The following is a 15,715-nucleotide window of genomic DNA, read 5'->3' as shown; positions in this document are numbered from 1 at the left end:
AATCACCTCACGTAGTAAATTTTTGCCTTTCCTAAGTCCGGCCTTAAAGGCTGAGCATTCATTTTAACTATTGTTTTTGAAACTTCACTATTCGGATCATCAAGGTCACCGAATATACGGGCATTGCTGATGCAGGTGCTGACACAGGCTGGCTGTTTTCCTTCTGCCACAAGCTCTGCACAGAAACGGCATTTTTCAACTACCCCTGTATTATGATCCTGCGTTCTGGCCCCATAATGGCAAGCCACCATACAATACTTGCATCCGATACACTTATCAGCATCAACTAGCACGATGCCTTCTTTTGTCGTGTAGGTTGCCTTTGTCGGGCAGACACTCACACATGGGGCATCTTCACAGTGCTGGCATTGTACCGGGATGATTTCATTCTTGACGTTTGGGAATACACCCGTTTCTTTTTCGTGAAACTTAATATATGTCTCTTCTACCGGAAGCTCATTCTGCATCTGGCAGCTTACCCGGCAAGCATAACAGCCGACGCATTTACGTGTGTCTATTACCATTCCATAGCGTGCCATCAGCCATTCACCTTCCTAACCTTCACGATTACTTCGTGGATATTTCCTGCGCCACTCCATTTTTCAAAGTCGAATGGTACGTGTTCCATATAGCCAAATCCTATTCCCTGTCCGGTCTTTAAATCTTTTGAAGTGATTCCATAATGGCTTGGCACAAAAATCGCTTCTGGGTGGATTCTTTCTGTTAGCTTTACTCGAATTTTGCTTGTTGCTTCACTGGATTTCAATTCAACCATATCTCCATCCTTGATTCCCAGCGCTTTGGCACGAACAGGGTTGATCCAGATTCTCTCTAAATCATAATCTTTTGTAATCTGCATCAAGATTGGTATATTTGCAGTTTGCGTATGGCTGTGGATTGCCTGTTTCCCAGTGATCAGACGGAAAGAATCATCTGCCGGGCTTACCTTCGGTTCAATCCATTCCACAATCGGTTTAAAGCCTGCTTCTTTATATGTTTCACTGTAAAACTCAACCTTGCCAGAAGGCGTTTTCAGTTCTTTCATCTTACCTAAGGAGATTTCTTCATTAGGGAACATGATGGTTCCTTTTTCCCTTAGCTGCTTATAAGTAATGCCTGTAGGTGCAAGCATCGCTTCGTTCAATTCATCAAGGGAGAAGTTGAAATATTGCCCAACTCCGCAGACTTTAGCTAACTCTGTATAGATTTCATGTATTGGTTTTGTCTCCGGATGAACCTTGTCAACCATCTGCTGGCGAAGAGCGATACCTGGTATCTTTCCAGATAAACCTTCAATTACCTCATCACGTTCAATATAAGTCACTTCCGGAAGGACATAATGTGCCAGTTGTGCCGTTTCAGACATTTGTACATCTATGGCTACAACGAGATCCATTTTAGAAAGTGCTTCCTTCATTACTTTCGGATTTCCATAGCCTAGCGATGCATTAGAATGGTAATAAATTGCCGCCTTCATTTTGCCTTCCAACGCTTCTTTTGCTACGATCGTTGCAACACCGTGACTGTGATAGGCAAGCGGGAATTCTTTCTTACCTGCTTTTGGAGCCTCAGGTTCTTTCGGGTTAGGATGTTTTGATTCATTTAGTTTCCCAAGGTTAGGTTTCCCACCAAATATACTTCCGCCTTTTTGCTGGTAGTTACCAAGTAAAGCATTGAACATCGCTACTGAACGGCCGGTTTCCGTACTATTTTCATAATTACAGCCGAATGCTCCTCTCCACGATTGCTCAATCAAAGCCTTAGGTTTGGCTTTGCCCATATCAATCGCAATCCTAGTGATCGAGTCTGCAGATATACCGGTAATTTTTTCTGCCCATTCCGGTGTGTATTTTTTCAGTTCCTTTGCGTAATCCTCAAAACCAACAGTGTAGTTTTTAATGAATGCCATGTCATGCAGGTTTTCCTTTATCAATACATGGGACATGGCCAGCACTAATGCGAGGTCTGTACCAGGACGAATTGCAAGCCATTCGGTTGCCAGGTTGCCTGTATTATTCAAACGTGGATCGACAATGACAATCTTTGCTCCATTGTCTTTTGCAGCTGCTAACGCTTGGACGGAACTTGGACGGATGCCGTCTCCATAGCTCCTGCCGATGAACATAATGTACTTAGCATTGCTGATGTCAGCACTTGTTGACGATACACCAACTGTGTGCAAGAACCCTGAATCCCTTGAATTTGAACAAACGACATGGTGAGTATAGTAGTTCGACGAACCAAGCGCATTGATGAATCGAGGAGAATAAAATTTCCCTGAAGCGCGCGGATCTTCCGTCAATGCGACAGACTGTGGGCCATGCTCTTTTATAATCTTGTTCAATTTTTCTGCAATTTCCTTGTAAGCTTGTTCCCATGTAATCGGCTCGAATTTCTTTTCACCAACACGTTTTAATGGCTGTGTCAGCCTATCCTGGGAATAAACAACTGTAGCGTAACCATGCCCCCTGGCACATAACTTCCCTTTCGAATAAGGGTGATCAGGGTGCCCTGTCAGCTTCCATAATCGCCCGTTTTTTACATGGCCGATCATCCCGCATTTACTTGAACATGCATTGCATGTACTAGGTATTTCCTTTATCTCTGCATTTGCTCCTGCTTTTACATATTGATTGGACCATTCATTAAAGCCTACTGTTCCCGCAGATGCCAATGCAGCAGTTGCTGCAGAGGCTTTAATGAATCCTCGACGTGATAGTTTTGTATCCATTTTCACTAGCCCTCCTTTTACTCCCGACCGATAAAACATTTAATAATTTTCTTCTTTAGCGTTTATGCAAGGCATTGTTGTGATTGATGCTTTCTTACTGATGAATGTAAAACTCAATAACTCTTGCCCAGAGTATCCTATCCCTTTAATGGAATCTGTTATTAAAGCTCTTTTTAAAAGGATGTCCTTCACTAAAAGCATCACCACCTTTATGACTTGAAGCCTTACAGGTAACTATTACGTTGTGCCTTTAATATTTCGATCAATGCTCTCGTCAGTCTCTGATAAAATGGATGAACCGTTACTTCTGAAAGCTGCGATTCGAATTCTTCGAGCCAATCGAAATGATCATCCAAAAATTCAGCAGTGGAATTTTCGGGAACATGCTCAATGAAATAAGCCAACAACTCCAACAGGATTGCTAGATGGTCCGGCATACCCTGTAATTCATTAGGGATTTCGATCTTAAGCTTTTCTAACAGGTAATTGATATGTAACGCCGAATCTCCTAATATATAACCTTTGTCCCTAGCAAAGGGCAGAGTGCACGTTTCATCCAGTGTCCACTGTTTATACAAAGATTCAATCGGAAGTGCAGCCTTCTTTTGCGAGCTGCCAATAGAGGACATGTATAATTCTCTAAATTCTTCATAGTTCTCTGGCAGGACTTCCTCTATGAAAAAGTCGATATTAAAAAGTTCTCTGACCGATTCTTCCAGCTTCTTCAGTAGATTCTGCTGCTTAATTTCATCCCAGGTATCTCTTGTTGGTTGTTTAAATAAATCTGCAAGGACTATAAAAACATTCGCAACATCTGTTTTTCTATCTAATCCAATCACCGGGATTCACCACCTTTCGATTACAACTTCACTATATTGCAATCAAGTTTGTGAAACAATATACATTCTGTGGATATTCCCCCTAGCGTATGTGAAGGATTTCACCTAATTTAATTCTTTAATTTTCTGTACAGATTATAGAGAAAACTATTAAAAGACACTGAAATAAAGGCTTTAAAACGCCTACAGCCGATTTGGAAATGTGAACATTCCTTTAAATATGTTTGAATATCCAGCAAACTCGCCACTATTCATGAATTTTAGTCGTAGAATAGAAGTACATGAATTATCACTCTTGAGGTGACTAATATGTCGCTACTAACCAATTGGCTCGAAAGCTTGAGCTATGAACTGGAAATATCAGAAGCGTGTTCAAAAAAGAAAAGCCCATTGAGTACCTGTACAGCTTGTATGGATGAATGTCCACACGGGGCACTAATTATTGAAGATGGGATTCTTAAGTTAGATGAAAAGGCTTGTTCTCTCTGTGGTATATGTATTACAGTTTGCCCGCAGCAGGCAATTAAAGGGCAGTCGCCAGCAAGGAAGGTAATCAAGGATCACCTTTTATTGCAAGATGATTCCCCGCTTCCAAGCTTCCTGGAATTGCTTTATTTCCATAAAAAAGGAGTCCGCTTTATTCAAAAAGAAGCTCGTGATAAGGAGTTAGAAAAACGCATTGGGAATGCCAATGAAGTTTTTAACGTCATGGAACTTGATCCAATATTGATCACCAAGACTATATCACTTAAGGAAGATGCTCAACCCAAGCTATCAAGACGTGGTTTTTTCACGAAACTCTCGATGGATGGCAAAAGAACTGTTCTGTCTTCAGTAACGCCAGTAAAGTGGCGGTTCAATGAGGACAGCTTTAAGTCTTCTAACCTATATAATGATTGGTCGTTACATGAAGTAAGGATACATGAGAAGAAGTGCACATTATGTGAAGCCTGTTTTAACATCTGCTCTGCACAGATTTTTACACTGGAGAACGATACACTGCACATTGATGAAAAAAATTGTTCCGGCTGCAAACTTTGCATGGACATATGTCAGCACAGCGGAATTCAGGTTGCTCAGAGTATCCACAAGGTAAGTGAAGCTGCCTATCATGTGTATAAAAATGAATGTACTACTTGCAGAAGCAGTTTTTATTCGTGGGAAGAAGAATCAAATGAATGTGAAATCTGCAAAAAAATCGAGAAACCTAATTTTTTCCTGTAATGCCCTCTCAAAACAAAGAATGAGGCACCGGATCCAAAGCTGCCACAGTTGCGTAAACAGCTTCGAAACCGGTGCCTTCCCTTTCTTTACTTGCAAAAAAAACTAGGAAGTGAAAGCTTCCTAGTTCGATGTTATTCTTCCTCTCCCAGGAGGAAGTCTGGGTTCAAGTCTTCGAATTCGTCATCATCGATGCCATGACCCCACTCGTCATCATCGCAATCGCATCCGCCTGGATGAGTGACAACACATACCTTCGTTTCACCAATGACTTCCACAAGGAATTCCCTCTCGACGTGAACGATGATTTTGTTGCCATTAGGCGAAATGACCGCTTCAATGCAGTTAGGCTGCTGCAGAACCTCTACAAGGACATCATGGTCATCCATGCAGTCAGGGTCACGGTACTTCAGTTTGATGACATCGCAGTAAGTTACTTTCTCCGTCACTACTTCAGTTTTTGTATTATCATCAAAGGAGTACCAGATGTTGGCTTCGTAAGACCCGTTTACTTCAACCACTTTCCCTACCTTTTTTGCCTTATACTTATGGTTTATGACCCAAGCGCCCAGAATGCTGCTCGGATTATGCGCTGGGTTGATCGTATGATTGGACTGCGTGAATTTGCGTCCTTTCGCTACGACGGCTTTCGTAATAATCTCTCTGTAATCTCCCATTGCGAGCGAAACCTCCTCAATCTTTTTCAATTCATCCTATGCGTGATATTAGACTAGTGTGCGATTAATTTTAGAACCGCTGGTAAAAACTTAGGCATAGTTCATTGTATGCCCATATGCCCTGAATGTTCCCGATTGATGAAAGTTGATGGGGATTTAGATTGCATTAAAGTGACACGCAAGAGGGAGGTACTTGCGAAGGCTAATCAAAATTCGGGATTCGATGGCCCGTTATAAATAAAAAATGGTACCTGAATATTCAGGTACCATTTACTGATCGATAATTAATGGTTGTGTGTATGGCAGCTTGCTTCATTTTTCAGAGCTGCTCCTGTTTCACCGCGGAGAATATCTCCACCAGTTGATGCAACTACTTCATCTGTAACCGTATTGGAAATCGTTGTAGCCACTAGCTGAAGCAATTCATTTACATCGATTTGTGACTGCTTGAATTCCTGGACCACAGGGATTTCATCAAGTTGTTGTTCTAGAGAAGCAATTTTTGCTTCAGTCTTCTTCAATGCTTCTGTTTTTCCATAGTGCTGAAAGTTAACAGCCTGTTTTTGAAGACCTTTAATAGAAGAAATAAGTGTTTTCACTTTTTCATTCTCATGAATTTGTGCTTCTGCACGCTTGAAGAAGTCAACTTCTTCTGTTTCCGCAATCATTCTTGCGATTTCTCTTGAACGCTGGATAATGTCATCTTTATTGTACTTTGCCAACTTAGTTCACCTCAACTGGTTCGATTTCTTCTATCATTTCCCCGTTTAAAGACCATGTTTTTGCATCTGTGATCTTTACCTTGACGATTTTGCCGATTGCCGTTTTAGGTCCAACAAAATTGACAAGTTTCAACTTGCTTGTATAACCTGCAAGAACATCTGGATTGTTTTTGCTTTCGCCTTCAACCAGGACTTCAACAATCTGATCCTGATATTTCTTCATAGACTGCGCGGATTGCTCATTCACAAGTGCGTTCAGGCGCTGCAGGCGCTCCTTTTTCACTTCCATTGGGACATTATCCTGCATTTTAGCAGCAGGAGTTCCCTCCCTTGGAGAGTATATGAACGTATAGGCTGACTCATAGCCAACCTCACGAACAAGAGACATTGTTTCCTCGAACTGCTCATCCGTTTCATTCGGATATCCAACGATAATATCTGTAGTCAATGTAACGTTAGGAATTGCTGCTTTGATCTTACGGACAAGTTCGAGATATTGTTCCCGTGTGTACTTTCGGGCCATTATTTTCAATACATCAGTAGAACCTGACTGTACTGGAAGATGGATGTGGTCCATCAGGTTACCGCCCTTTGCCAGCACTTCGATCAAGTGATCATCAAAGTCACGCGGGTGGCTGGTTGTAAAACGAATGCGAGGGATATCGATTTTACGGATTTCATCCATCAAGTCACCAAGACCATATTTCATGTCGGCCAAGTCTTTTCCATAGGCGTTTACATTCTGGCCAAGAAGGGTAATTTCCTGGTAGCCTTGTGCAGCAAGCTGACGGACTTCCTGGATGATATCCTCAGGACGGCGGCTGCGTTCTTTTCCTCGTGTATAAGGAACGATGCAGTAAGTGCAGAATTTATCACAGCCATACATGATGTTTACCCATGCCTTAATATTGCCTTTGCGCACCTTAGGAAGGTTTTCGATTACATCCCCTTCCTTAGACCAAACTTCTACGACCATTTCTTTGGACATGTATGCTTCCTGGAGGATATGTGGCAGGCGATGGATATTATGCGTACCAAAAATCATATCAACCTGGTTATAGGTCTTAAGAATTTTGTTAACGACGGATTCTTCCTGGGACATGCAGCCGCAAACTCCCAATAGAAGATCTGGTTTTTCTCTTTTTAGGTGCTTCAGATGTCCAAGTTCACCGAACACCTTGTTCTCAGCATTTTCCCTGATTGCGCATGTATTCAAGAGGATGACATTCGCGTCCTCGACACTGTCAGTAGGTTCATAGCCAAGACCAAGGAAAATACCTGCCATCACTTCTGTGTCGTGCTCATTCATCTGGCAGCCAAAAGTGCGGATGTAGAATTTGCGTCCCTGTCCCATATCAATGAATTCTTCAGGGATATCGAAGTCTTTATGATACTGGACTTCTTCCTTGCCGCGTTTTTTTGCATCCTTCAGGGAAGGAGCTGTATATACTGTTTCAAAGTACTTGCTGTAATCCTTGCTGGATTTTTTGTCCGAAGAATTTTCAGTTTGTACTTGCTGTCCTTCCAAACGTTGATTTTCGTTCATTATGGATCTCCTTTCATTAGAAAGCGAGCAGGCAAATTGATAGAGCCTGGCGCCGGTGCTAACTTCACAAACAGTTCTGCTTTCTACTTTTAAAAGGGTTATATTTCACCCTGAAAATATAAAATATACACATTATAATAGTATAAACTCTTCAATCAATGAACACAATAGCAGGCACTGGAAATACGGCTTTCTTGGTAAAAAAAGCCGACTTAATAAATTATATTACCTAACATTTTATTATTTTGTAGTGATGCTTGTCACTAATTCTAGCAATAGGATCAAATTTATAAGAATAACAAAACCCCAATCTTGATCGATTGGGGTTTTATTCATTCCGGCTTGATTTCCGGATTTATATTACATGAATTCAGCAACTAGCTTATCAAAGTGAGCTTGGTCTAGCTTCAGGTCAGCTTGTGATAGCGGAGATTCTGAATAACCGCTAACCAGCTCCTGATAAGATTTACGCTCTGTATTCTGATAAATCAATCCAGTAACAAGACCGTTGTGCTGCATCAATGTCTGCATTGCTGCTTCACGGTTTGATGGATCATATCCTTCAATGTCGCCAAGCTTTGTCAAGTTTTCCTTGAACCAGTCGTAAGTATTTACCTTGTTGTAAGTTACACAAGGGCTGAATACGTTGATTAGAGAGAAACCTTCATGCTTGATTCCAGCTTCGATCAGCGCAGTCAGGTCTTTCAGGTCTGTTGAGAAGCTTTGTGCCACGAAAGTAGCGCCAGCTGTCAAAGCCAATTCCATTGGGGAAATGGCCTGCTCGATGGAACCTGCAGGAGTTGATTTTGTCTTGAATCCAGCAGCCGAACGAGGGGAAGTTTGTCCCTTTGTCAGACCGTAAATCTGGTTGTCCATGACAATGTAAGTGATATTGATGTTTCGGCGGATCGCATGGACTGTATGTCCCATACCGATCGCGAAGCCGTCTCCGTCACCACCAGAAGCGATAACGGTAAGATCACGGTTAGCCATCTTAACCCCCTGCGCAATTGGAAGCGCACGGCCATGGATTCCGTGGAAACCATAAGAGTTAATATATCCGGAGATACGGCCTGAACAGCCGATACCAGAGATTACAGCCAGATCTTCGGGCTCTAAACCAACATTGGCAGCAGCACGCTGCATGGCTGCCTGTACAGAGAAGTCGCCACAGCCAGGGCACCAGTTTGGTTTTACATTATTGCGAAATTCTTTAAAAGTCGCCATCCTAGAACAACTCCTTGCATTTTGTGTGGACTTCCTGCGGCAAGAATGGATTTCCATCATATTTGAGGATCTTATGGATCTTCTCATGACTTCCGACATTCATCTTCATGATGTTTGCCAGCTGTCCTGTCGCATTGTTTTCAATAACTGCAACTTTCTTTGCAGATTTTACAAGCTGCATCATCTCATCAGCCGGGAATGGATGTACCAGGCGCACATGTGCGTGGTTTACTTTCAGGCCATCCTTCTCAAGTCTTCCCATTGCCTCTTCAATTGCACCTCTTGTAGAGTTGAAACCTACGATCAACAGATCAGCTTCCTCATGCGGAGCATTCTTGTGGATTGGCGTATTGAACTTCAGATTGCTGATTTTACGCATACGCTTATCCATTTGCGCAATACGGTTGGCAGCAGATTCCGAAGGTTTTCCTGTTTCATCATGCTCAACACCAGTAACATGGTGGATACCGTTCTTCATTCCTGGGATGACACGTGGTGAAACACCATCTTCAGTCACTTCATAACGCTTGAAGTAGCCTTTGTTATCAATTTCAGGAAGAGCTTCTGTAGCCAATTTACCGCGGCGGATTTCCACTTTATCAAACTCAAGCGGTTCAACTGTCTGCTTTCCTAAAGATAATTGCAGGTCTGTCAGCATAATGACAGGACACTGATATTCCTCAGCAAGGTTGAATGCTTCTGCTGCATCGTAGAATGCTTCCTGAACAGTACTTGGAGCAAAGACGATCTTAGGAATCTCACCGTGAGTTCCATAAATCATCGCCATTAAATCTGACTGTTCCTGTTTTGTAGGAAGTCCCGTTGATGGGCCGCCACGCTGTGTATCAACAATGACAAGCGGTGTTTCAGTGATACCTGAAAGGCCGATTGCTTCCATCTTCAATGAAAGACCTGGTCCAGCAGAAGCTGTAAGGGCACGTACGCCGCCATAGTTAGCGCCGATTGTCATAGTGACAGCAGCGATTTCATCTTCAGTCTGGATAACTGTTCCGCCAAGAGCAGGAAGTTTTTTGATCAGATATTCCATGATTTCTGAAGCAGGTGTGATTGGATATGCAGCCATGAAGCGGCAGCCTGCTGCTACTGCTCCAAGAGCGATTGCATCATTGCCAATCATGAACATGCGCTTCTGTCCATCAGCCTTTTCAAGCTGCATTGTCTCAGCGCCGCCTAATTGTTCTTTCGTATATTCGTAGCCAGCTTTGATGGCTTCCATGTTTTTATCGACAACTTGTTGTCCTTTGCGTCCGAAAATTTCCTGGACGACTTCTTCGAAAACCTGGATATCCAAGTCTAAAATTGCACTAGTCGCACCGATGGCAACCATGTTTTTCATAAGAGATGTTCCCAATTCAGTAGCCATTTCCGTAAATGGAACCGCATACATCGCAGCTTGAGTGTCCTCAGGCTTTTTTGGGTCAAACTTAGCATCAGCAATAATTACGCCGTTCTCATGCAATTCTTTGTAGTTTACATCAATCGTTTCCTGATCGAAAGCTACAAGAATATCTAAATCGTCAGAAATAGATCGAACCTCTGTAGTGCTCACTCGAATCTTGTTATTTGTGTGTCCGCCCTTGATACGTGATGAAAAGTGACGGTAGCCATACAAGTAGTAGCCTAGACGGTTCAATGCAATAGAGAAAATTTCCCCGGTAGATTCAATTCCTTCTCCCTGCTGTCCGCCAACTTTCCATGAAAGTTGATTGATCATCTCTTACACCCCTTTAGATACGTAAAAAAATATGTAAAAACGCTTCGTTATTAAGTGTAGCACTTTTCCAAGTAATTCACTAGAATTAAACGGTTTATATCTTGCATTTCATGCTGAAATCTAGCAAATGGATGGTACTAAACGCTTACAATTCTAGACCTATGTGAATAAAAAAGCAACCCTTTAAGAATAATTATTGACCAAAATATGAATATTTTTTTATTTATTAAAATATTATAAGTTTCTTACTCTGCAACCCTTCAATTACTATGCGGAAATTCGCTGTCTCCAAGGCACTTACGATCTCTGCACAGATAATTTGGTGCTCATATTCCCATATAGGAACTTGCTCACTTGTATATCAGAATAATATTTTTGCAATTCATTCCAAAGGTTTTCATATTGTTCGTTCCCCTGCAGATTTTTTACAGTGAATTCGATTCCATCAAAGTCTGACCCAAATCCCACATGATTTTCTCCTCCAATAGAACAAATGTGATCAAGATGGCGGATGACATCATCTATTGAAGCAGTATCCTTTTTGCCTGATAAGAATTCTGGCACAAAGGTAACACCAATGACTGAATCCCGGTCTATCAGCGCTTTGATCTGATTATCCTTAAGGTTCCGCGGATGGTGGCAAAGTGAATAACAGTTTGAATGGGATGCGAATACCTGGTCAGCTGCTTCCATTACATCCCAGAAGCCCTGTTCAGATAAGTGTGATACATCACAGATTGTTTTGGTCTGATTCAGCAGCTGGACAACCTGACGTCCAAACCTTGAAAGACCCGCTCCTCGTTCCTCCAGGGCACCATCAGCCACATAATTCCCAAAGTTCCACGTTAATCCTACAGATCGTACTCCCAACCTCAACAAAGTGCGTAATTTCAATAAATCCTGTCCAATCGCATCACAACCTTCGAGGGACAGCACTGCACCAATTTCATCATCTTCTAGCAGGTCAATGTCCACCTTGTCCTTAATCAGCCTGATTTGAGGATGAGGCCTTAAGACTTTTTCATAAAATAAATCCGCCATTCGCAGTGCTGCTTCAAATTTCAGATCAGGATGAACTGATTCGGGTACATAGATGGCAAATAATTGGATTTTTGTGGACGATGCCTTCAGACGTTCAAGATTGACTTGCAACTCAGGTGATTTGGCAAAATCAAGCGTTGGGTCCATGAATAATTTATATAGAACATCACAATGAGCGTCATAGATTTTCACAAAAATACCTCCTCTTCCTTTCATAATACTCCATTAAATAAAATAAACCTGCTTGCAATAGCAAACAGGCTGATTGTGACCTTTAAAGATTCTTTAGAATGCCAATCTATCTATAGGCTCGATTACGCTTTCATCTGGGTTCAACAATCAATTTAATGGCTGTACGTTCCTCGCCATCAATCAGGATATCAGTAAATGCCGGGATGCAAATTAAATCGACTCCGCTAGGTGCTACGAACCCTCTTGCGATCGCTACTGCCTTTACGGCCTGATTCAATGCACCCGCCCCGATAGCCTGAATTTCTGCGCCCCCTCTTTCGCGCAGTACTCCAGCAAGCGCACCAGCTACAGAATTAGGATTAGATTTTGCTGAAACTTTTAATATCTCCATTCCTGGCTCCTCCTTATTTTATCCCGTCCTGGACGTCTTAAGTGGACATCCAGTTTAGTCTGTTCCACTGCTACTATATTCAGGAGGAAGCCCACATATGACCTTCAATAAAAAAAAGCATTGTAAGTGATGAAGATGATGTTCGTTGTTAGAGCTGATTGTTTGATTAAAACTAATGCGAAGGATCTCTTTTTGTCGATATATCCGCTGATACAATGTTTGGGTTCTAACTAAGTGGCAATTTCGGGGTTAATTATACCCTTTTGCAGGATTCTCCCTCTTCATAAGGGTATCGGTCGGGGCTTTTCGTACCCTTATGACGGCTCATTCATAAGGCTATCTTTCCTCTGGGTGGAACATACCATAACCATTCACTCTTCATATACTAAAAATAACCAATTCTGTGCAAATAAAATAGACTGCAGAAAAACTCAAATGAGTTCACCTGCAGCCTAAAAAAGGTTATCCATATATTCTAGTCATAAAAAGGATGGTCTTCATTAACAAGAATCTTTTGGATTTTCACTGCTTTGCCAGTCTTCTTATCCAAATCTATCAATACTGCTGATAGTTGATTCCTTCCTTCCTTGGCTACTTCGAATCGCGTTGGGAGACTCGTCATGAACCTTCTAAGCACCGCTTCTTTTTCTACTCCCAATATTCCATCATATGGCCCTGTCATGCCTACATCAGTCAGGTAAGCTGTACCAGAGGGCAAAATCCGATCATCTGCTGTCTGAACATGAGTATGTGTTCCTACTACAGCGGAGACTCTTCCATCAAGATACCAGCCCATGGCCTGCTTTTCGCTAGTTGCCTCTGCATGGAAATCTACGAAAATGAGGGAAGTGCGTTTTCTTGCTTCCTCTATCAATTCATCAGCTTTTTTAAATGGGCAATCAATTGGCGTCAAGAAAGTACGGCCCTGTAAGTTGATTATTGCCAGTTCTTCCTGGTTGATTTTTAAATAGACAATTCCTTTTCCAGGTACTTCTTCAGGAAAATTAGCAGGCCTGACCAGGTATTTAGCAGAATCGATGAATTCAAAAATATCACGATTATCCCATGCATGGTTTCCTAGAGTTACCGCCTGGGCACCCTGCTCAAGAAACTGACGATAAATCTTTTCGGTGATCCCTTTACCGCTCGCTGCATTCTCACCATTTATGATCGTAACAGTCGGGCGAAATTTCCCCTTTAACTTTGGCAGGTATTCCGTAATCATATCCCTGCCCGGGGAACCTACAACATCCCCTACGAATAAAATTCTCATTGCATTCACTTTCCTGTCTATAATTTATATTTTATATGTGAAATTGTATCATACTACTGGGTTTCGGGGGAAATCACTCCTGCCTACTAACCAGATTACCCTTTTATGCAAACCATGATTGCCGCGGAAACGAAATATCCTCTGCAATCTCTCGAATTAAAGTTTTAATCTCTCAAGAAAGCATGATATTCTCTCGATTAACCTAAGTATTCTCTCAACATTTCCTCAAAATCTCTCATGAAAGGTTTAAAATCTCTTGAAATCCCTTATTTTGGGATAACTTCCTCCACTTAGGCCTCAGCCTGGAGAAAACAATATAAAAAGCGGCGCCGAAGCACCGCTTTATTTTGCATATTCAACTGCCCGTGTCTCACGGATGACTGTAACTTTGATATGTCCAGGATAATCGAGCTCTTCCTCGATTTTCTTTCGAATATCACGTGCCAGGCGGTGTGCCTGCAAGTCATCGATTTGATCAGGCTTAACCATGATCCTGATTTCTCTACCAGCCTGAATTGCGAATGATTTTTCGACTCCTTCATAGGATTCAGAAATCTCTTCCAGCCTTTCAAGACGGCGGATATAGTTTTCAAGAGCTTCGCTGCGGGCGCCAGGCCTTGCAGCTGACAATGCATCAGCAGCAGCAACAAGTACTGCAATGATCGAAGTTGGCTCTGTATCACCATGGTGGGAAGCAATACTGTTGATAACAACAGGATGTTCCTTATACTTAGTAGCCAGCTCTACGCCGATTTCAACGTGGCTGCCTTCTACCTCATGGTCAATCGCCTTTCCGATGTCATGCAGGAGTCCTGCACGGCGAGCTAATGTCTCATCTTCACCTAACTCTGCGGCAAGCAATCCGGACAATTGGGCTACTTCCATTGAATGCTTAAGTACATTCTGTCCGTAACTTGTACGATATTTCAAGCGGCCAAGAATTTTAATAAGATCTGGATGCAGTCCGTGCACTCCCACTTCGAAGGTAGTCTGTTCGCCAACCTCACGAATGTGTTCATCTACTTCACGGCGTGCTTTCTCAACCATTTCCTCAATTCGAGCCGGATGAATACGTCCATCCTGGACAAGCTTGTCTAGAGCTAGACGGGCTGTTTCACGTCTGATTGGGTCAAATCCAGAAAGGATAACCGCTTCCGGAGTGTCATCAATAATGAGATCAATTCCCGTCAACGTTTCCAGGGTGCGGATATTCCGTCCCTCACGTCCGATAATACGCCCTTTCATTTCATCATTCGGAAGATTCACAACTGATACAGTCGTTTCAGCAACATGATCTGCTGCACATCTTTGAATGGCCAGTGAAAGTACCTCTTTCGCTTTCTTATCGGATTCTTCTTTCGCCCTGTTTTCGTTTTCCTTAATCATTAGTGCAATGTCGTGAGCAAGTTCTTGCTCAGTTCGCTCCAAAATGATGGATTTAGCCTCATCACGCGTTAAGCCCGAGATGCGTTCTAGTTCAGTCTGCTGATTTCGTACCATCTCGTCCACTTTGCTTTCCATCTCTTCAATATGCTGTTGTCTTTTGGAAAGAGCGTCATCTTTTTTCTCTAAAAGATTCTCACGTTTGTTCAACGACTCATCTTTGCGATCAAGATTCTCCTCTTTTTGCAATAAACGATTTTCTTGTTTTTGCAGTTCATTTCTTCGTTCACGAATTTCACGCTCTGCTTCTGTACGCAGTTTGTGATTTTCATCCTTAGCCTCCAGCAGGGATTCTTTTTTCATAGCCTCTGCTTCACGCTTCGCATCTTCAACAATTTGTTCTGCGGCGTTTTTGGCACCTGCAATTTTTGCTTCCGCAACGGATTTACGATAAAAATAGCCAACAACTGCACCGACGAATAGGCCAAGCAAAATGGAGATGATTGAAATAATTAGATCCATCATTTTCACCTCCTCTTGCTATGAACTTGTGTTACGTTTTTTAAAGTGTCGGCATGTACATTGTTACAAGCATCAATATACAGCTCAAATGCTTTTAAACGTTTTTAATACCATGAAAATGTAAAATATACATTTTTAATTGTAAAGCTGTCAAATTTTATTGTCAAGGGTTTGTCCCCTAAGGATTCCATTGGTTTGATTAATTATTCAATCAA

The 15,715-nt window shown here is 42.1% G+C and carries 13 protein-coding genes; 1 reads left to right on the top strand and 12 read right to left on the bottom strand.

Annotation, left to right across the window (positions count from 1 at the left end; genetic code table 11):
• Positions 1-2 precede the first annotated feature (2 nt).
• The 3 genes from CD004_RS07980 to CD004_RS07970 form a co-directional block, all read right to left on the bottom strand.
• On the bottom strand, positions 3-539 hold the full coding sequence (locus CD004_RS07980) for a 4Fe-4S dicluster domain-containing protein (protein WP_102262263.1): 537 nt from the start codon (positions 537-539) through the stop codon (positions 3-5).
• Positions 539-2,731 carry a molybdopterin-containing oxidoreductase family protein gene (locus CD004_RS07975; RefSeq protein WP_158651504.1) on the bottom strand — a complete coding sequence of 731 codons (2,193 nt, stop codon included), beginning with the start codon at positions 2,729-2,731 and terminating at the stop codon, positions 539-541. The genes CD004_RS07980 and CD004_RS07975 overlap by 1 nt, the downstream gene beginning before the upstream one ends.
• A gap of 224 nt (positions 2,732-2,955) precedes the next feature.
• On the bottom strand, positions 2,956-3,570 hold the full coding sequence (locus CD004_RS07970; RefSeq protein ID WP_102262261.1) for a TorD/DmsD family molecular chaperone: 615 nt from the start codon (positions 3,568-3,570) through the stop codon (positions 2,956-2,958).
• A gap of 309 nt (positions 3,571-3,879) precedes the next feature.
• Here CD004_RS07970 and CD004_RS07965 point away from each other — a divergent pair, with 309 nt between their 5' ends.
• Positions 3,880-4,794 (top strand): 4Fe-4S binding protein, encoded by a 915-nt coding sequence (locus tag CD004_RS07965; protein ID WP_102262260.1) that lies wholly within the window; start codon positions 3,880-3,882, stop codon positions 4,792-4,794.
• A 131-nt stretch (positions 4,795-4,925) separates the two neighbouring features.
• Here the strand turns inward: CD004_RS07965 and CD004_RS07960 are convergent, their stop codons facing one another.
• The 9 genes from CD004_RS07960 to rny form a co-directional block, all read right to left on the bottom strand.
• Positions 4,926-5,468: an outer spore coat protein CotE gene (locus CD004_RS07960; protein WP_041966656.1), complete on the bottom strand. Its 543-nt coding sequence runs from the start codon at positions 5,466-5,468 to the stop codon at positions 4,926-4,928.
• Positions 5,469-5,752: 284 nt separating this feature from the next.
• Positions 5,753-6,190 (bottom strand): YlbF/YmcA family competence regulator, encoded by a 438-nt coding sequence (locus CD004_RS07955; RefSeq protein ID WP_102262259.1) that lies wholly within the window; start codon positions 6,188-6,190, stop codon positions 5,753-5,755.
• 1 nt (position 6,191) lies between these two features.
• Positions 6,192-7,736: a tRNA (N6-isopentenyl adenosine(37)-C2)-methylthiotransferase MiaB gene (miaB, locus tag CD004_RS07950; protein ID WP_102262258.1), complete on the bottom strand. Its 1,545-nt coding sequence runs from the start codon at positions 7,734-7,736 to the stop codon at positions 6,192-6,194.
• Positions 7,737-8,096: 360 nt separating this feature from the next.
• On the bottom strand, positions 8,097-8,963 hold the full coding sequence (locus CD004_RS07945) for a 2-oxoacid:ferredoxin oxidoreductase subunit beta (protein ID WP_102262257.1): 867 nt from the start codon (positions 8,961-8,963) through the stop codon (positions 8,097-8,099).
• A gap of 1 nt (position 8,964) precedes the next feature.
• Positions 8,965-10,698, bottom strand: a complete 1,734-nt coding sequence (locus tag CD004_RS07940) for a 2-oxoacid:acceptor oxidoreductase subunit alpha (protein WP_102262256.1) — start codon at positions 10,696-10,698, stop codon at positions 8,965-8,967.
• Positions 10,699-10,995: 297 nt separating this feature from the next.
• Positions 10,996-11,931: a dipeptidase gene (locus tag CD004_RS07935; protein WP_102262255.1), complete on the bottom strand. Its 936-nt coding sequence runs from the start codon at positions 11,929-11,931 to the stop codon at positions 10,996-10,998.
• Positions 11,932-12,061: 130 nt separating this feature from the next.
• Positions 12,062-12,322 (bottom strand): stage V sporulation protein SpoVS, encoded by a 261-nt coding sequence (gene spoVS / locus CD004_RS07930; protein ID WP_010193268.1) that lies wholly within the window; start codon positions 12,320-12,322, stop codon positions 12,062-12,064.
• Positions 12,323-12,797: 475 nt separating this feature from the next.
• A complete protein-coding gene (locus CD004_RS07925) occupies positions 12,798-13,595 on the bottom strand; it encodes a TIGR00282 family metallophosphoesterase (protein ID WP_102262254.1) in 798 nt (265 codons plus the stop codon).
• A gap of 342 nt (positions 13,596-13,937) precedes the next feature.
• Entirely contained in the window at positions 13,938-15,500 is a 1,563-nt protein-coding gene (gene rny / locus CD004_RS07920) for a ribonuclease Y (RefSeq protein WP_102262253.1), read from the bottom strand.
• Positions 15,501-15,715: the final 215 nt, after the last annotated feature.

The sequence above is a fragment of the Mesobacillus jeotgali genome (genome assembly GCF_002874535.1).
Lineage (GTDB): Bacteria > Bacillota > Bacilli > Bacillales > Cytobacillaceae > Mesobacillus > Mesobacillus jeotgali.
This window is presented reverse-complemented; position numbering and strand designations above follow the sequence as displayed.